This window comes from Xanthomonas sp. NCPPB 2866, assembly GCF_041475745.2.
Lineage (GTDB): Bacteria > Pseudomonadota > Gammaproteobacteria > Xanthomonadales > Xanthomonadaceae > Xanthomonas > Xanthomonas arboricola.
Genome location: NZ_CM192975.1, coordinates 3,476,588 through 3,493,088 on the forward strand (window position 1 = coordinate 3,476,588; position 16,501 = coordinate 3,493,088).

Consider the following 16,501-nt stretch of genomic DNA (forward strand, 5'->3'; position numbering starts at 1 on the left):
GCTTGATCTTCCCTTCTCCCGCCGGGAGAAGGTGCCCGAAGGGCGGATGAGGGTACGGCCCGCCCCACTTCGTGACATCCAAGAGCACATCACCATGGCAACACGACGCGGTTTTCTCCAAGGCGCCATCGCGGCGGCACTGTTCGGCAGCGCCGGCCTCTCCGGGCTTGCACGCGCACGCGCCGGCAACTATGCACTGCCGGCCGATGCGCGCACCCGCGCCGAGCTCACCCGCCACGTCGATGTGTTCATCGGCACCGGCGGCCATGGCCACACCTTTCCCGGTGCGACCCTGCCGTTCGGCATGGTGCAGCTGAGCCCGGACACCTACAACGCGGTGTGGGATTCGTGCTCCGGCTATCACGAGTCCGACGGCTCGATCATGGGCTTCTCGCACACGCACCTGTCCGGCACCGGCATCGGCGACATGCTGGATTTTCTGCTGGTGCCCGCCACCGGCGAAGTGAAACTGGTACCAGGCGCACTCGACGCACCGGACAGCGGTTACCGCTCGCGCTACGACCATGCCGACGAAGCCGCCTCGCCCGGCTATTACCGCGTGCGGCTCAAGGACAGCGGCGTACATGCTGAACTCACCGCCACCGCACGCGCCGGCCTGCACCGCTACCACTTCCCCAAGGGCAAGCCGGCGCATGTGCTGCTGGATCTATGCCACGGCATGCAGGACAAACCCGGCATCCCCACCCGCATCACCGACGCGCAACTGCGCGTGGTCGACGACCGCACGCTCACCGGTGGCCGGCGCGTCTATCAATGGGCGCAGGGGCGCTACATCTATTTCGCGATGCGGCTGTCGCGGCCGTTCAAGCAGGTGCAGCTGTACAACGAAGACCAGCCGCTGGCCGCAGGCACGCGCAACGTGGACGGCGTGCACCTCAAGGCCGCCCTGCACTACCCAGATGCCTCAGACGCACCGCTGCTGATCAAGGTCGGCATCTCCGCGGTTAGCGCCGACAATGCGCTGGCCAACCTGGATGCGGAACTGCCCGACTTCGACTTCGCCCGCGTGCATGCGCAAGCCGTGGCCGCCTGGGAAAAGGAACTGGCACGCGTACGCATCGACAGCGATGACGACGCGCAACGCCGCATCTTCTACACCGGCCTGTATCACAGCCTGCTCGCGCCCACCCTTTTCAGCGATGTGGATGGCCGCTACCGCGGCATGGACCTGCAGATCCACACCGCCCCCAAGGGCTATCACAACTACAGCACCTACTCGCTGTGGGACACCTACCGTGCCGCGCATCCGCTGCTCACCCTGGTGCAACCCGAGCGCGTACCGGACCTGCTGCAATGCCTGGTGCGCGGCGCCAACGAATGCCCGGACGGCGTGGGCATCTGGCCGCTGCAAGGTGTGGAAACCGGCTGCATGATCGGCTACCACTCGGCGGTGGTGCTGGCCGAGGCGCATGCCAAGGGCTTCACCGGCATCGACTACACCGCCGCCTGGCCGGCCTACCGCAAGCGCGCCATGGACGACACCACCCATGGCCTGGCGTACTACCGCAAGCTCGGCTATATCCCCGCCGACAAGGTGGACGAAGCGGTCAGCCGCACGCTGGAATACGCCTACGACGACTGGGCCTGCGCGCATCTGGCGCAGGCCGCCGGTGCCACCGACGATGCACGCGCACTGCGCGAGCGCTCGCGCAATTACCGCAATGTGTTCAATCGCGACAGCGGCTTCGTGCAGGCGCGTCTGGAAGACGGTAGCTGGGCCACGCCGTTCGACCCGCGCGGCATGGGCCATATCAACAAATGGCGCGACTTCACCGAATCCAACGCCTGGCAGGCCAGCTTCCTCAATCAGCACGATCTGTACGGCTACATGGACCTGTACGGCGGCCGCGACGGCTTCGTCGCCAAGCTCGACGAGCTGTTTTCCACCAGCTCCGAACTGCCCGCCGATGCGCCGCCGGATATCGACGGCCTGGTCGGCCAGTACGCGCACGGCAACGAGCCAAGCCACCACGTCGCGTATCTGTTTGCTTACGCCGGCCAGCCTTACAAGACCCAGGCGATGGTGCGCCGGCTGTTGCGCGAGCAGTACCACGACGCGCGCAATGGCCTGTCCGGCAACGAGGACTGCGGGCAGATGAGCGCCTGGTTCGTGCTCAGTGCGCTCGGGCTGTATGCGGTGGACCCGGTCAGCGGCAACTACGTCCTCGGCAGCCCGCTGTTCAAGCGCGCAGAACTCGATGTCGGCAACGGCCGCACGCTGCGCATTGTCGCCAACAACAGCAGCGCGCAGAACGTGTATGTGCAGGCGCTGAGCTGGAACGGCAAACCGACCAACCGCAGCTGGATGCGGCATGCCGACCTGGCCGCTGGCGGCACGCTGGAATTCACCATGGGTGCCAAACCGAACCTCGCCTTCGGCGCGAACAAGGGGGATCTGCCGCCTTCGTTTGCTTGATGTTTGTCCTTACTCGTCACTCGTTACCGCCGAGAATCGCCCATGTTGCGCAGCACCCTCAGCCCCTTCGTCCTGGCCCTCGCGCTAGCGCTTCCCGTCGCCGCCAGTGCCGCCGACACCCACAGCTGGCCCAGCTTCGGCACCCAGGGCACGCAGTTCGTGCGCGACGGCAAGCCGTATCAACTGCTCTCCGGCGCCATCCATTTCCAGCGCATCCCGCGTGACTACTGGAAGGACCGCCTGCAGAAGGCGCGCGCACTGGGCTTGAACACGGTGGAGACCTACGTGTTCTGGAACCTGGTCGAGCCGCAGCAGGGCCGGTTCGACTTCACCGGCAACAACGACGTGGCCGCGTTCGTACGCGAGGCCGCCGCGCAAGGCCTCAACGTGATCCTGCGGCCCGGCCCCTACACCTGCGCCGAGTGGGAAGCCGGCGGCTACCCCGCCTGGTTGTTCGGCAAGGACAACATCCGTGTGCGCAGCCGCGACCCGCGCTTCCTCGCCGCCAGCCAGGCCTATCTGGATACCGTGTCCCAACAGGTGCGTCCGCTGCTCAATCACAACGGCGGGCCGATCATCGCCGTGCAGGTCGAGAACGAATACGGCTCCTACGACGACGACCATGCCTACATGGCCGACAACCGCGCCATGTACGTCAAGGCCGGCTTCGACGACGCCTTGCTGTTCACCTCCGACGGCGCCGACATGCTCGCCAACGGCACCTTGCCGGACACCCTGGCGGTGGTGAACTTCGCCCCCGGCGAGGCCAAAAGCGCGTTCGACAAACTGATCAAGTTCCGCCCTGACCAACCGCGCATGGTCGGCGAATATTGGGCCGGCTGGTTCGACCACTGGGGCAAGCCGCACGCCAGCACCAACGCCAAACAACAGACCGAAGAACTGGAGTGGATCCTGCGCCAGGGGCATTCGGCCAACCTCTACATGTTCATCGGCGGCACCAGTTTTGGCTTCATGAATGGTGCCAATTTCCAGGGTAATCCCAGCGACCATTACGCCCCGCAGACCACCAGCTACGACTACGACGCCATCCTCGACGAAGCCGGCCGCCCCACCCCCAAGTTCGCGCTGATGCGCGACGCCATCGCCCGCGTCACCGGCGTACAGCCGCCCGCGCTGCCCAAGCCGATCGCGATCGCGGCGCTGCCGGAGACGCCGCTGCGCGAATCCGCCTCGCTGTGGGACAACCTGCCCGCCCCGATCGCCATCGACACCCCGCAGCCGATGGAGCACTTCGGCCAGGACTATGGCTACATCCTCTACCGCACCACCGTCACCGGCCCGCGCAAGGGGCCGCTGTACCTGGGCGAGGTGCGCGATGTGGCGCGGGTATACGTCGACCAGAAGCCGGTCGGGAGTGTCGAGCGCCGGCTGCAGCAGGTCTCCACCGATGTGGATATTCCGGCCGGCCAGCACACGCTGGATGTGCTGGTCGAAAACAGCGGCCGCATCAACTACGGCCCGCGCATGGCCGACGGCCGCGCCGGGCTGGTCGACCCGGTGCTGCTGGACAACCAGCAGCTCACCGGCTGGCAGGCCTTCCCGCTGCCGATGCGCTCGCCCGACAGCATCCGCGGCTGGACCCGCACCCCCGTCGCAGGCCCGGCCTTCCATCGCGGCACGCTGCGCATCGGCACACCGACCGACACCTATCTGGACATGCGCGCCTTCGGCAAGGGCGTGGCCTGGGCCAACGGCGTGAATCTCGGCCGGCACTGGTCCATCGGCCCCCAGACTGCGCTGTATTTCCCCGCGCCGTTCCAGCGCAAGGGCGACAACGCCGTGGTGGTGTTCGACCTGGACAGCACCGCCAAGCCCGGCGTGCGCGGCCTGCAGCAGCAGGTGTGGATCACGCCGAAGGAGTAACCGGCACGCGGGTGGCGGGCCGTTGGCGATTGCGCACCTGTCCGGGACGGCGATCGCAGGCCGCACGCCCATCCCCCGTCGACGCCCAACCCAACCGCCAGGCAACCCGCCGGGCGCCCCCGGAGCGACGCCCCTTCAGACCGCCGCGCGCCCGCCGCTATCTGGAGGTCCGCTGCCCGCGCAGCGTCTGCTACCAATTGCGGTATCGGACCGATCGCATTCCAGGCAAGATCACCGGCTCACGCCGTTGTGGAAGGCAGTGGCGCATTCCCGTCGTCCTATCGGGCGACGGTCAGATCGTGAGTTCCAGGAGCGTTTCATGTCGTCGTCCACCGTTACGCAAGACCCTGTCTCCGCGGTTCCGGAGCAGACCCAGCACGCCTTCGCCGAACACGTTCACAGCAAGCCCGCGCCCAGCCAGCCGATCGGCAGCACCGAAGCGGCGCACCTGATGACCTTCCTGTGCCAGACCCACTCGGCCAAGCAGCCGCAGATCCTGTTGCCGCCGCAGGCGCGCGACGACGACGCGGCCTGAGTGCGACGACGCTCGCGTCAGCAATGGCAATAGCAACATTGGCGACAGCACTGCCGCTGTCGCCAGCCGCCATTATTTGCTGGTGTTGAACGCATTGAGCACGGTGAGCAGACTGGTCAGATTGTCGGCGATGCCCGCCTGCGCGATCTTCTCGACATCCGCCGCCGAGGCGGTCGTATCAAGGCTGTAGATCTGCATCACGCCCTGGTTGGTGGCGGCCTGCGACAGCGTGTTTTGCTGCTGTTGCACCGATACCGCGTTCTGAAACAGGATGCCGCTCGAATGCGCCATGCTCTGGTACACCGTGCTCGTCGCCATTGCAGGCGCCTCGCCAATGACCTTGACGTTGGACTGCGTGACAGCATCGGTGATCTGGTCGTTGACTGATGTTGGAAAAGCCATACGTGTGCTCCTGAGTGGACGGATACACGGCGCTGCGCGTTGTTGCACGCCAATCGGCACTGAAGCCGGTCGCACCGGTTACCGCGTTGCGGTGCGCCGACCAAGCGCCAGGCACACCGCACACCGTGTCATCTCGATAACGGCCTGCTCGCGTACGACTGAATCCTCGCAACGCCGCTTCGCGACGGACGTCGCAGGCGCAGCAAAGTTCTGCGTCATGGCGGTGTGCAGGGTCAAGGCGGTCAGGCCGAGTGCGGCCAGCCAGCGCAATGGGGAGAGCGGGTGCCATGACATCGCCGCGCCTCGCCGTGGTCGGTGACCACGACCGCCTGGGATGACCGGGGAACATGGTATTTAATAGATAATAAATAGGTATCTTTAAAAATCCGCACAGGACTTCACCACGATGCTCCCGTCACCGCTGCTGAACTGCCTTGTCGTAAGCCTCGCCGCCTTCGCAGCCCAGGTCGAAGCGCGCACGCCGCCGCCCTCCCCCATTGTGCTCAGCGAATTCATCGCCGACCCGGCGCCGACGCCACAGGCGCACGCCTCCACGCTGCTGGAAACCCGCGACGGCACGCTGCTGGCGGCCTGGTTCGGCGGCGCGCACGAGGGAGCGGCCGATGTCGGTATCTGGCTCGCACAACGCGGCGCGCAGCACTGGCAGCCGCCGCGACGCATCGCCGATGGCGCGCACGCAGGCACCAATGGCGCCGCGCTGCCGGCCTGGAATCCGGTGCTGTTCCAGTCCGGCACCGGGCCGGTGCAGCTGTACTACAAGCTCGGCCCGAATCCGCGCGATTGGTGGGGCCTGCGCACCACCTCAAATGATGACGGTGCGCACTGGTCGCCGTCGCAGCGCCTGCCCGACGGCATTCTTGGCCCGATCAAGAACAAGCCGGTGCAATTGCCGAATGGACGCATCCTTGCGCCCAGCAGCAGCGAAGACCGCGGCTGGCGCGCGCATCTGGAATGGAGCGACGACGACGGCGCGCACTGGCAGCGCGGCATGCCGCTCAACGACCCGAGTGTGATCGGTGCGATCCAGCCCAGCGTATTGCTGCACGCAGACGGGCGCGTGCAGGTGCTCGGGCGCAGCCAGCAGAACAAGTTGTTCAGTACCTTCTCGCAGGATGGCGGCCTGCATTGGCAACCGATGCAGTTGCTGGATGTGGAGAACCCCAACTCCGGCACCGACGCGGTGATGCTGCGCGACGGCCGCGCCCTGCTGGTCTACAACCCCGGTATCGCCGGCAAGGACTGGTGGGATGGTCGCGGCACACTTGCGGTGGCGCTATCGACCGACGGTGTGCATTGGCAACGCGCCCTCACGCTGGAAAACAGCGCAAAAGACGAGTTCTCCTATCCGGCGGTGATCCAGACCCGCGATGGCCTGGTCCATATCAGCTACACCTGGAAGCGCCAACGCATCAAGCATGTCGTGATCGATCCGGTGAGGCTCGGCGGCAATGCAGATGGCACGATGCCATAGTCACTTCTGCTTTGTCCGGAAGTAAGCCAAGCGCACGGTGTCCTTGCCGCTCGCGGGACACGCCGCGAAATGCGCAAGACACAGGCCTAATTCAGTCGAGCGCGCGGTGCCCTCGCCGCTCGCGGGACACGCCGTAAACCCGTCCCTGGGGGCTCGGTGGCGGCATCCATGCCGCCACACGGTCCCGCAAGCGGCGAGGACACCGCACCAGAGAAGTTGTTGGCTGTTTTATTGAAAGCCATGCGTACCGACCATCGAGACAGGTCCTTGTCCGCCTACCGGCGCGGGACCTTACGCGGCATGGATGCCGCGTAAGAGCCTACAAGGACGTACTTGCGGCGTGTCCCGCGAGGGTGGGCGGGCAAGGGCCCTGCAACGAAGCACCAGATCAGATGCTTTTCCCCCGCTTCTTACACAGTGCCCGTCTGAGCTCAACACAAGAGCTTTGCCGCCGTTTCAACGCAGCAAAGCTTGGTGGTCGTGCACACAAGCAACTCGCCGACCGCCGCTCCTGCTCTTGTCCATGCATACCGACCATCTCGGCAAGTCCTTGCCCGCCCACCGTCGCGGGACCTTACGCGGCATGGATGCCGCGTAAGAGCCTACAAGGACGTACTTGCGGCGTGTCCCGCGATGGTGGGCGGGCAAGGACCCGGCAGCCAAGCTACAGCTCACATGACACGTCTTCGCTTCACCTAAATTGACCAGCCACAGCGTGCAAAAAGGTCCCAGCTCGCGTGCTCCACAATCGGCACACAGCGCCTCACAGCTCCTGCAACACCCCCACGATCTGCCGCACACGCGCCACATCGGTACGCTGGTAGTCGCCGCCCAGATCGGAGATGTACGCGTGCGGCGCATGCACCTGCGCCGCAACCGGCCCACGTGAGGAGGCATGGAACTCTCGCGCGCCGGTGTTGGCGCGCAGCGCACGCACATTGCTTTCGGACACGCCCGCACCCGGCATGATGCTGATGCGGTCGCCCGCCTGCCGCACCAATGCGGCAATGGTGTCGACACCTTCAAGCGCGCTCGCACGCGCACCGGAGGTCAGCACGCGCTCGCAACCCAGCGTGATTGCATCTTCCAGCGCGCGCGACGGATCGGCACTGACATCGATCGCACGATGAAAGGTCACGCCCAGCGAACCGGCTGCGGCGATCAACACCCGCATCGTGCCCATGTCGACCTGCCCGTGCGGATCCAGCGCGCCTAGCACCACGCCATCGCAGCCCAGCCGCACGCATTGCTCCACATCGCGCCGCATCACCTCGACCTCCGCCGCGTCGAAGACGAAGTCGCCCACGCGCGGACGGATCAATACGTATAGCGGAATCTGCAATCGCTCACGCACCACTGCCAGCGTGCCGAACGATGGCGTCAGCCCGCCGCCATCCAGGCCCCCGCAGAGTTCGACCCGCATCGCACCGCCTTCCTGCGCCGCCAATGCCGACCCCACCGAATCGGCGGCCACTTCCAGCCCCAACCCACTCATGCTGCAGGCTCGGTGGTGTAGTGGCTTTCACCGGGCACCAGCAGATCCTGCCGCTGCGCATCGCAGACCGCGTAACTGAAACCCTTCTGGATCGCGAACGCCCCCACCTCGCCGCGCTTGTTCATCGCCAGAAATCCTACCTGCAAGGTGCGGGTGAGTTCGGGCTTGCGCCGGATCAGCCGCATCACCACCTCGCGGCAGGCATCGGCCGGCGACTTGCCCTGGCGCATCATTTCCACCACCGCAAAACTGCCGACATTGCGGATCACCTCTTCGCCGACGCCGGTCGAGGTCGCACCGCCCACCTCGTTGTCCACGTACAACCCCGCGCCGATGATCGGGCTGTCGCCGACCCGACCGTGCATCTTCCACGCCATGCCGCTGGTGGTGCACGCGCCGGACAGGTTGCCGTGCGCATCCAGCGCCAGCATGCCGATGGTGTCGTGATTGTCCTTGCCGCCTGGCAACTTTGCATCGCGCCAGGCACGGTTTTCGATATTGGCTTCCGGCGAATATTTCGAGGTCTTCAACCACTCTTTCCACGCCGCTTCCGAGCTGGGCGTGAGCAGCTTGGTCTGCGGAAATCCCTGCTCCAGCGCGAACTGCCGCGCGCCATCGCCGACCAGCATCACATGCGGGGTTTTTTCCATCACCGCGCGCGCCACCGAAATCGCATGCACCACATCTTCCAGTGAAGCAACCGAGCCGCAATTGCCCAGGTGATCCATGATGCAGGCGTCCAGCGTCACCCGGCCATCGCGGTCCGGATAGCCACCCAAGCCAACAGTCGGATTACTCGGGTCTGCTTCCGGCACGCGCACGCCGGCTTCCACCGCATCCAGTGCGATACCGCCGCTGCCAAGGATTTTCCAGGCCGCCTGATTGGCGGCAATGCCGAAATCCCAGGTGGAAATCACCCGCGCCGCGCCGCGCGGCAGCGCGGTAACGCGTCCGGCCGTGCCGGCACCGGCGGCAGCCTGCGCACGTGCGCCCCACCCGGCCAGGCCGGAAGCGATCGCACCAAGCGTGGCGCTCTTGAGGAAGTGACGACGTTGGATCATCCGGGCGAACTCCATGCAGGAAGAAGACAGGCAACCGCAGTGCGCGGCCATAGCCTTCCATCATGCGGCAGCACCGCGCGCGGATAAACCGCCTTGCGGCGCCCAGCAGTGCGGATTCGCGCATAACGCGCAGCAATGACTGTAAAGCCCCTGTCCCACAGCGGCGAGAAGGCACGGCTTGCGCGCGGGCCTTGGAGCGCCCGCGCTGCTGGCGAGGGCCGGGACGCAGAGCGGAGGTCGGGGTGAGGGTACGGGGCGAACGGCACCGCCCTGCACCGCCGTGCCCTCATCCGGCGCTAGGCGCCACCTCCTTCCAATGGGAGAAGGGAAGCATCAAGCCCCTCTCTAATGGAAGAGGGGTTGGGGTGAGCGTACGTAGACAAGTGATGCCAGTCGCCCAGCCATCCCCAGCGAGCACTGCACAGCAGCACTCACCGGCGATCGAAAAATCTTCAACCCAGTTAACCCCGTTTGCCGCACTGGTCCGTTTACTCAACAGAGGCGCAGTGCACGGCGACCTCGGACGGTCCGTTGTTCACCCATCCCTTTTCGCCACGCAAAGGATTCCCATGCCCCGTCACAGCCTTCTTGCGCTCGCCTTGCTGCTGAGCGCCTGCTCGCACGAGCCGACCCAGCCGAACAGCGACAGTTCGCGCACCACCGTGCTGCCTGCAACCGCGCAGCCATCGCCATCCACCGCTTCGACACCCGCGCAGATCGAGGGCAGTCTCGCAGCGCCTGCCCTCGCCCACCCCATGCAGCCGCCGTCTGTGCCGAGTCCACCACCGGCACCATCGCCATCCGCAATGCCGATGCTGATGCCGATGCCGATGCCAGCAGCGCCCATCGCACTTGAGGCCTCGGTTGCACAGCGGGCGCCAAGCGCTAAGTGGGTCGCACAACGCCCAATGCTCGACAACCGCATGCCGATGCCGCCGCTCCTGCCGGCACCGGCCGAAGACCGCGAAACGTATCAAACGCTGCGCGACAACCCGATCGTGCAGACTGCGGCGAATCCGGTGTCCACCTTCAGCATCGACGTGGACACCGGCAGCTATAGCAATGTGCGGCGCTTCCTGAGCGCAGGCACGCTACCGCCGGTGGACGCCGTGCGTGTGGAAGAGCTGATCAACTACTTCCGCTACGACGACCCCGCACCCACCAACGGCCAACCGTTCGCCGTGAGCGCCGAACTGGCGCCCACGCCCTGGAACAACGACAGCCTGCTGCTGCGCGTCGGCATTGCCGGCCGCGACATCGCCAGCGCCGGTCTGCCGCCGGCCAACCTGGTGTTTCTGGTCGATGTCTCCGGCTCGATGGACTCGCCCGACAAACTGCCGCTGCTGCAATCCTCGCTCAAGCTGCTGGTGCGGCAGTTGCGGGCGAAAGATCGCATCACCCTGGTGACCTATGCCGGCAACACCGCAGTCGTGCTGCCGCCCACGCCCGGCGACCAGCAGGGCCGCATCATCGAAGCCATCGACAGCCTGCAATCGGCCGGATCCACCGCCGGCGCCAGCGGCATCGAACTGGCCTACAGGGCTGCCCAGCAAGCCTATCTGCGCGGCGGCATCAACCGCATCCTGCTCGCCACCGATGGCGACTTCAATGTCGGGGTCACCGACTTCGATCAGCTCAAGGGCATGGTCGCCGAAAAGCGGCGCTCCGGCGTGGCGCTGTCCACGCTCGGCTTCGGCACCGGCAATTACAACGACACGCTGATGGAACAGCTGGCCGATGCCGGCGACGGTGCCTACGCCTACATCGACTCGTCGCTGGAAGCACGCAAGGTACTGACCCATGAGCTCGGCGCCACGCTGGCCACGATCGCGCGCGACGTCAAGATCCAGGTCGAATTCAATCCGGACACGGTCAAGGAATATCGCCTGATCGGCTATGAAAACCGCGCACTGCAACGCGAGGACTTCAACAACGACCAGGTCGATGCAGGCGAGATCGGCGCCGGCCACACCGTCACCGCGCTGTATGAAATCACCCCGACCGATGGCCACGCATCGGTGGACCCCCTGCGTTATGCCAACACCGCCACACCTCGAAAAGTGCGTGCAATCGACAACGAACTGGCGCACGTCAAACTGCGCTACAAGCTGCCCGATGCACAACGCAGCCAGTTGCTCGACACGGTGGTCCGCAGCAATCAGCGCCGGGCCTTGAACGCCACCAGCGATGCCTTCCGCTTTTCCGCCGCAGTGGCCGGGTTTGGCCAGCGCCTGCGCGGCGGCAGTCAGCTGCACGGCTGGGATTATCCGCAGGTGCGTGCCCTGGCCGCGGCCAGCCTGGGCAGCGACCGCTTCGGCTACCGCGCCGATTTCCTGCAGCTGGTGCAGCAGGCCGACGCACTGAGTAGCCGGCCAATCGCAACCACCGACTGATGCGCGCGGCACCTGCCTATACTGCGCGCATGCAACCTGCCGACCTTGCGCATCTTCCCGACGAGGAGCTCATGCTCCTTGTCGCCAATGGCTTTGTCGAACAGCCGGCCACCGAGTTGTTCACGCGTCACAACCGCGCGCTGTTCAACTTCCTGGCCTGGTTGTGCGAAGGCAACCTGAGCGAAGCCGAAGACCTCGCGCAGAAGACCTGGGTCAAGCTGATGACCCGCTGCAGCGACTACCGCCCCGGGCAGGCCGCCTTCACCAGTTTTCTGTTCCAGATCGCGCGAAACGGCTGGATCGACACCCGGCGCAGCGCTTCTCACAGCACCTCGGTGGCGCTGGACGACGCCCATCTGCAACTGCCCGATGACGACCTGTCCACCGAGCAGCTCGCCATGCTCGGCCAGCAACACCATCGCGTGCGCGCTGCGGTGATGGCATTGCCCGACGCACAACGCGAAGTGGTGGTGCTGCGCTTTTTTGCCGAGCTCGGCGTCGACGAAATCGCCCAGGTGATCGGCGAAGGTTTCGAGACCGTCAAGAGCCGGCTGCGCTATGCATTCGCAAAGTTGCGCCTGAGCCTGGACGCGACCCGATGAGCCAGTCCTTCGAACGGTTTGTCGCCGGCAGCGATGGCCTTGCCGCACTGCTGCGTGCACTGCCGGCGCATACGCCGCCGGCGTCGATGCAGGCGTGGTTCGCACAGGCCGCACGCAACGCCGATGCCGAACGTGCGGCAGTGCATCCAACGCAGGACACCTTGCAGTTCGAAGCACCCGCCACGATGGCGGCGATGTTTGCGGCGGCCGCCGCGCAGGCGGAGCAGGCGCAGGCCGTACGGCGTGCTGCCGTGCAGGCGCGTCTGGCACAGGGCCAACCTATCGATCAGGCCGGGACGACGAATCTGAGCGAGTCCGCGCGTGCGTGGATCGCCGCGCAACCGCCACACGCCGATACGGCAGAGCTGCGTCCGACCGCAGACGTGGCCGCAGCATCAGCTGCGTCGCTGGCCACGGCGGCACCGGCATCTGCGGAGGAAGCCGCCGTTGCATCTGGAGTCGCATCGCGCGCGCTTCCTGCGCCCGACCTTGCGTCCACATCCGCATCCACCTCCCATGCATCGCAGGCGCAGGCAGCAGCTGCCGCCACAGCAAGCTCAAACCCTGCCCCTGCCGGCAACGCAGCCGCCCGCCGGCGCAGCAGCCGTCGCCCGCGCTGGATGCCGACGCTGGCCTTCGCTGCATCGATCACCCTGGTGGTCGGCATCGGATTGCAGTGGCAGGCCAGTCAGCCCACCGCGGAGGCGCCGCCAGCGGCTGCAGTCGGGACGTCAGTCGTCGAACCGTCGACAGTTCACCAAGCCAGGCGCGCGCCTGAGCAGCTCGATCCCGGCGCAGAGCATGCGTTGGTTTTGCCTGCGATGCCGGCACCGGCGGATGCCGAAGTCTCCGAAACCGCAGCGCGCCCGAGCGCGGCAGCGCCCTCCCCGCCGCCAGCGCCGTCCCCCCTGCCATCGCCCGCCTTGACCCCGGAACCAGTCAGTGCAGCGGCGCCTGTAGCGCCTGCGCCGTCATTCGACTCCGCACTCGCCGCCGACCCCACGTCAGGCACTGACCTGCAATCAGCCGACGCCCAGCCACCCGCGGCGCCTGCACCAGCTCCAGCCCCGATCGTCGCACTCCCTGAGGATGCGTCGGTGACTGGCTCGCTCGCAGCCAGTGCCCGGCCCAGCGCGCCTGCGGCACTTGCCCCCATCCCGCCCTCGCCCGCACCGGCTTCGATGCCGGCGACCGAGCAGGCGCAGATCGTCATCAGCGCAACAGACGGCACGCTGCAATCACGCGCGCCTGGCGCAGGCCAGCCTGCACCGCTGCGTGTGCTCCATGCGCCGTTGGCGCAGACGGACGCCGCCCGCGCAACACCGCCAACCAGCCAACCAGCCTTCAGCACCACGGCGGTCGACGCCGGGATGTCTCGAGCAAAATCTGCCCCGGTGCGCATCGCGCCGATAAAGCGCGCCATGCCCCCGGCCGACTGGCTTGCGCGCCACGCCGCTGCCGACGATCACGCGCCGGCTCGGATCCGCATCCTGGCCGCCACACCCGATGCACCCGAGGTGCAGGACTGGGCCAGCCGACTGCGCGCGCGCCTCCGGCAACGCGGCTGGTCGACACAGGTGGAGGTCTTGCAGGATGCAGGGCTCGAAGCCGACCAGCTGCGTGTCGAGCCGCTGACTGTCACGCCCTAGGTCACCGCACCGCGCGCATCGCTGTACCCGCCTGCGCAACCGGGCTCACGCATCCGCCGCCGGAGCGTCGTCGCGCAACCTGCTGGTCAATACATGGTCGCGCCAGATACCGTTCAATTGCAGATAACGGCGCGCATAGCCTTCGATCTGGAATCCCAGCCGCTGCAGCACACGCGCAGTGCGCAGGTTGTCGGGGACGTATTGCGCCATCACCCGATGCAGGCCAAGCGGGCCGAAGGCAAACCCGATGCCCTGCGTGGCCGCCCACTGGATCAGGCCGCGCCCCTGCTGCTGCGCATCCAGGCCATACCCGAGATGACAGCCCTGGAAGGCACCGCGCTGGATCTGGGTGAAGCCGACCGTGCCGATCACCTGTGCATCGCGCAGCAACACCAGTTGCAACTCGCGCTCGCCCGGCACCGCGGTGCGGTAGGCGATGCTCAGCCGGCGCCAGCCCTCGGTGGTGTAGAACGCCGGTGGCCGCAGCGGCATCGCCGCGGCCAGATGCGCGCGATTACGGCTGTGGTAATCGGCCATCGCGGCCGGATCGACGATGGCCAGATCGCACAGCAGCACACCGTCGGCGTGCTCGACCGGCGCGAAGACGGGAAGACTCATGACAGCCGCGGGCGCACCTTGCGCGCGTCATGCGTGTTGTGTGGAGCAGGCTGACACATACGGATCACGCCCCCGCAAACGGTTGCCCTACGGCAGCAAGACATCCCAGCCATCTGCCGTGTCGGCATGCACTGCACGCAGCGCGGCGGCACTCGTCAGAGCAGCGCGGCCCCTACCCGATCCTCGTCCCGGCACTGCCCGCAACTGGGCAGCGTCGTCGCCCGGCAATGGCGCTTTAGGCGGCAACCGCCGCAAGCGCCTGCGCAACCTGTGCCTCGATCGCATCCAGGTTCGGCAGCAGCGCACTCTGCTCGCCCAGCAGCACGCGCATGTGCACGCCGTCGGGCAGCGCATCTTCAGACGCGTCGGCCAGCAGGCCGTCGCGCGGCACCGAGATCAGCTGCGGGAACGAGGCGGTGAGCAAGGCGAAATACGGCAGCACCGGATTGCCGCCCAGCGCCTTGAGCACGATCACCTTGTTGTTGACCGCCGTAGGCTCCTCGCCCATGCCGCTCAAGCGCGCAAACGACAGCAGCGGCACCTTCCAGCCGTACCAGTCGATGCGCCCGACCACCCAGCGCGGCATCTCGGCCATCGGCTCGACCGCCACCCGCGACATCACCTCGGCCACCGTGGCGTTGGGCAGCAGCACGCGCTCCTGGCCGGCCTGGATCAGGACGCCGCGGATTTCGTCATTGTTGGCGTAGCTCATCGCACCTGTTCCGTTCTTGAGAGGAAGCGCCCGGCTTATGCCGGCCAGCGCTGCGCCAACGCCTGCGCCAGCTGCGCAGGGTCGCCGGTCAGAATGCCCTGGCGCGCCAGACGCGCCGCCGCGGCCGGGTCGTAACAGCCGTCGGCGGATTGACCGGCCAGCCAGCCGCCCTGCTCGGCCAGCGCCAGCGCGGCCTCGACCAGCGCCTCGTTGGCACCGCTGAGCATCAGCACCGCACTGTCGGTCGGCGGCAACGCGGCCACCAGCCCGGCCGGATCGGCCTGCGCGACAAACGCCAGCGCGCCGGCATGTTGCTGCACGCCGATGTCGTCGGACAGCACGTAGACCTTGCCCGCTGCGATCACCTGGCCGGCTTCGCCCAGTTCGACCGGCAACGCCGACACGCGTCCCATCTGCCGCACCAGGTTGCCGTACTGGCCGCCATCCAGGGTCATGCGCACCAGCACGGCGCGCGGAAACGCCGGCGGCAGCGCGGACAGCAGGCGACGGATCGCATCCGGGCCGCCGATACCGGCCAGTACCAGCACCGCACCGGTGGTGTCACCGGCCTGATCCAGCTCCACCAGCGACAGTCCGCCGGTCGACAACGCGTCCATGTTGAGTTCGGCACGCGGGCGCACCACCACCGCGACCTCGTCGACCAGGCCCCAGGTACTGGAATCGCCCAGCGTCAGGCCCGGCGTGTCGGCCGCGGCCTCGGACGTGTCCACGCCCCGTGCGAACAAGGCATCGCCGGGCACGCTGTCGAACGCATGCGCGGCTGCCTGCAGATGCTGGTCCAGCTGCAGGTCCGAATGCTGCCGCGGCGCCAGTTCCAGGCCCGGTTCGGGCTGCAGCGACGGCTCGCTCTCGGTGCCTGGCGGCAGTACGTCGGCATGGCCATGCAGCTTGGCGGCCAGATGGCGCACCCAGCGCTGCGCTTCCCAGCCCTCGCGACGCACGGTCAGCTCGGCCTCGTCGAAGATCACCGTGACGCCGGGCATGTTGAAGGCCGGCTCCAGCGCTTCGAGCGCGTCTTCGATCGACGGCTCCAGCGCGACCAGCACCGCCACCGGTTCGGCATCGCGCAGCATCTGCACGTCTACCGCGGAGGGCTCGTCTTCCAGCACCACGTGGGCGCCGGCCAGGCCGAGCGCTTCACGCAGGCGCTCGCGCGCCTGCCCGGGCCGGCCCAGCAGGGCGACCGGAGTTCCCATTGCG

The 16,501-nt window shown here is 66.9% G+C and carries 14 protein-coding genes; 7 read left to right on the forward strand and 7 right to left on the reverse strand.

Translation table 11 applies throughout. The features are described from left to right. The first annotated feature begins 94 nt into the window (after window positions 1–94). The 3 genes from ACCQ04_RS14885 to ACCQ04_RS14895 all read left to right on the forward strand — a co-directional run bounded on the left by ACCQ04_RS14885 (window position 95) and on the right by ACCQ04_RS14895 (window position 4,856). Window positions 95–2,437, forward strand: coding sequence for a GH92 family glycosyl hydrolase (locus ACCQ04_RS14885; protein ID WP_226427289.1), 2,343 nt, complete (start codon window positions 95–97; stop codon window positions 2,435–2,437). Between the two features lie 42 nt (window positions 2,438–2,479). Continuing rightward, the gene (locus tag ACCQ04_RS14890; RefSeq protein ID WP_226427290.1) at window positions 2,480–4,321 is read left to right on the forward strand and encodes a glycoside hydrolase family 35 protein; all 1,842 of its coding nucleotides are present in this window, start codon (window positions 2,480–2,482) and stop codon (window positions 4,319–4,321) included. Between the two features lie 319 nt (window positions 4,322–4,640). Further along, entirely contained in the window at window positions 4,641–4,856 is a 216-nt protein-coding gene (locus ACCQ04_RS14895; protein ID WP_016904393.1) for a hypothetical protein, read from the forward strand. 72 nt (window positions 4,857–4,928) lie between these two features. On the opposite strand, the gene ACCQ04_RS14900 is transcribed toward ACCQ04_RS14895, so the two are convergent. Further along, on the reverse strand, window positions 4,929–5,258 hold the full coding sequence (locus ACCQ04_RS14900) for a RebB family R body protein (protein WP_226427291.1): 330 nt from the start codon (window positions 5,256–5,258) through the stop codon (window positions 4,929–4,931). 406 nt (window positions 5,259–5,664) lie between these two features. Between ACCQ04_RS14900 and ACCQ04_RS14905 the strand changes: the two genes are divergently transcribed. Next, window positions 5,665–6,750: a sialidase family protein gene (locus tag ACCQ04_RS14905; RefSeq protein WP_226427292.1), complete on the forward strand. Its 1,086-nt coding sequence runs from the start codon at window positions 5,665–5,667 to the stop codon at window positions 6,748–6,750. A 763-nt stretch (window positions 6,751–7,513) separates the two neighbouring features. On the opposite strand, the gene ACCQ04_RS14910 is transcribed toward ACCQ04_RS14905, so the two are convergent. From ACCQ04_RS14910 to ACCQ04_RS14920, 3 genes are all read right to left on the reverse strand, one after another. Next, window positions 7,514–8,245: a copper homeostasis protein CutC gene (locus ACCQ04_RS14910; protein WP_065032651.1), complete on the reverse strand. Its 732-nt coding sequence runs from the start codon at window positions 8,243–8,245 to the stop codon at window positions 7,514–7,516. Continuing rightward, entirely contained in the window at window positions 8,242–9,306 is a 1,065-nt protein-coding gene (locus tag ACCQ04_RS14915) for a glycosylasparaginase (protein ID WP_024940206.1), read from the reverse strand. The genes ACCQ04_RS14910 and ACCQ04_RS14915 overlap by 4 nt, the downstream gene beginning before the upstream one ends. Window positions 9,307–9,883: 577 nt before the next feature. Continuing rightward, window positions 9,884–10,153 carry a hypothetical protein gene (locus tag ACCQ04_RS14920; RefSeq protein ID WP_226427293.1) on the reverse strand — a complete coding sequence of 90 codons (270 nt, stop codon included), beginning with the start codon at window positions 10,151–10,153 and terminating at the stop codon, window positions 9,884–9,886. Window positions 10,154–10,214: 61 nt separating this feature from the next. Between ACCQ04_RS14920 and ACCQ04_RS14925 the strand changes: the two genes are divergently transcribed. The 3 genes from ACCQ04_RS14925 to ACCQ04_RS14935 are packed head-to-tail and all read left to right on the forward strand — an operon-like array spanning window position 10,215 to window position 13,950. Continuing rightward, window positions 10,215–11,699, forward strand: a complete 1,485-nt coding sequence (locus tag ACCQ04_RS14925) for a vWA domain-containing protein (protein WP_372358552.1) — start codon at window positions 10,215–10,217, stop codon at window positions 11,697–11,699. 29 nt (window positions 11,700–11,728) lie between these two features. Next, window positions 11,729–12,301, forward strand: coding sequence for a sigma-70 family RNA polymerase sigma factor (locus tag ACCQ04_RS14930; RefSeq protein WP_104576486.1), 573 nt, complete (start codon window positions 11,729–11,731; stop codon window positions 12,299–12,301). Then, the gene (locus tag ACCQ04_RS14935; protein WP_372358553.1) at window positions 12,298–13,950 is read left to right on the forward strand and encodes a hypothetical protein; all 1,653 of its coding nucleotides are present in this window, start codon (window positions 12,298–12,300) and stop codon (window positions 13,948–13,950) included. Before ACCQ04_RS14930 ends, ACCQ04_RS14935 begins: the two co-directional genes overlap by 4 nt. A 45-nt stretch (window positions 13,951–13,995) precedes the next feature. Here the strand turns inward: ACCQ04_RS14935 and ACCQ04_RS14940 are convergent, their stop codons facing one another. The 3 genes from ACCQ04_RS14940 to ACCQ04_RS14950 form a co-directional block, all read right to left on the reverse strand. Continuing rightward, window positions 13,996–14,568 (reverse strand): GNAT family N-acetyltransferase, encoded by a 573-nt coding sequence (locus tag ACCQ04_RS14940; protein ID WP_226427295.1) that lies wholly within the window; start codon window positions 14,566–14,568, stop codon window positions 13,996–13,998. A 235-nt stretch (window positions 14,569–14,803) separates the two neighbouring features. Then, window positions 14,804–15,280, reverse strand: coding sequence for a chemotaxis protein CheW (locus ACCQ04_RS14945; protein WP_024940325.1), 477 nt, complete (start codon window positions 15,278–15,280; stop codon window positions 14,804–14,806). Between the two features lie 35 nt (window positions 15,281–15,315). Continuing rightward, window positions 15,316–16,497 (reverse strand): chemotaxis protein CheB, encoded by a 1,182-nt coding sequence (locus tag ACCQ04_RS14950; RefSeq protein ID WP_054591004.1) that lies wholly within the window; start codon window positions 16,495–16,497, stop codon window positions 15,316–15,318. Between the last annotated feature and the right edge of the window lie 4 nt (window positions 16,498–16,501).

Coding starts and splice junctions, on each gene's coding strand:
- ACCQ04_RS14885 (WP_226427289.1), top strand. CDS start 95: ATGGCAACACGACGCGGTTTTCTCCAAGGCGCCATCGCGGCGGCACTG.
- ACCQ04_RS14890 (WP_226427290.1), top strand. CDS start 2,480: ATGTTGCGCAGCACCCTCAGCCCCTTCGTCCTGGCCCTCGCGCTAGCG.
- ACCQ04_RS14895 (WP_016904393.1), top strand. CDS start 4,641: ATGTCGTCGTCCACCGTTACGCAAGACCCTGTCTCCGCGGTTCCGGAG.
- ACCQ04_RS14900 (WP_226427291.1), bottom strand. CDS start 5,258: ATGGCTTTTCCAACATCAGTCAACGACCAGATCACCGATGCTGTCACG.
- ACCQ04_RS14905 (WP_226427292.1), top strand. CDS start 5,665: ATGCTCCCGTCACCGCTGCTGAACTGCCTTGTCGTAAGCCTCGCCGCC.
- ACCQ04_RS14910 (WP_065032651.1), bottom strand. CDS start 8,245: ATGAGTGGGTTGGGGCTGGAAGTGGCCGCCGATTCGGTGGGGTCGGCA.
- ACCQ04_RS14915 (WP_024940206.1), bottom strand. CDS start 9,306: ATGATCCAACGTCGTCACTTCCTCAAGAGCGCCACGCTTGGTGCGATC.
- ACCQ04_RS14920 (WP_226427293.1), bottom strand. CDS start 10,153: ATGGGCGCTGCTGGCATCGGCATCGGCATCAGCATCGGCATTGCGGAT.
- ACCQ04_RS14925 (WP_372358552.1), top strand. CDS start 10,215: ATGCTCGACAACCGCATGCCGATGCCGCCGCTCCTGCCGGCACCGGCC.
- ACCQ04_RS14930 (WP_104576486.1), top strand. CDS start 11,729: ATGCAACCTGCCGACCTTGCGCATCTTCCCGACGAGGAGCTCATGCTC.
- ACCQ04_RS14935 (WP_372358553.1), top strand. CDS start 12,298: ATGAGCCAGTCCTTCGAACGGTTTGTCGCCGGCAGCGATGGCCTTGCC.
- ACCQ04_RS14940 (WP_226427295.1), bottom strand. CDS start 14,568: ATGAGTCTTCCCGTCTTCGCGCCGGTCGAGCACGCCGACGGTGTGCTG.
- ACCQ04_RS14945 (WP_024940325.1), bottom strand. CDS start 15,280: ATGAGCTACGCCAACAATGACGAAATCCGCGGCGTCCTGATCCAGGCC.
- ACCQ04_RS14950 (WP_054591004.1), bottom strand. CDS start 16,497: ATGGGAACTCCGGTCGCCCTGCTGGGCCGGCCCGGGCAGGCGCGCGAG.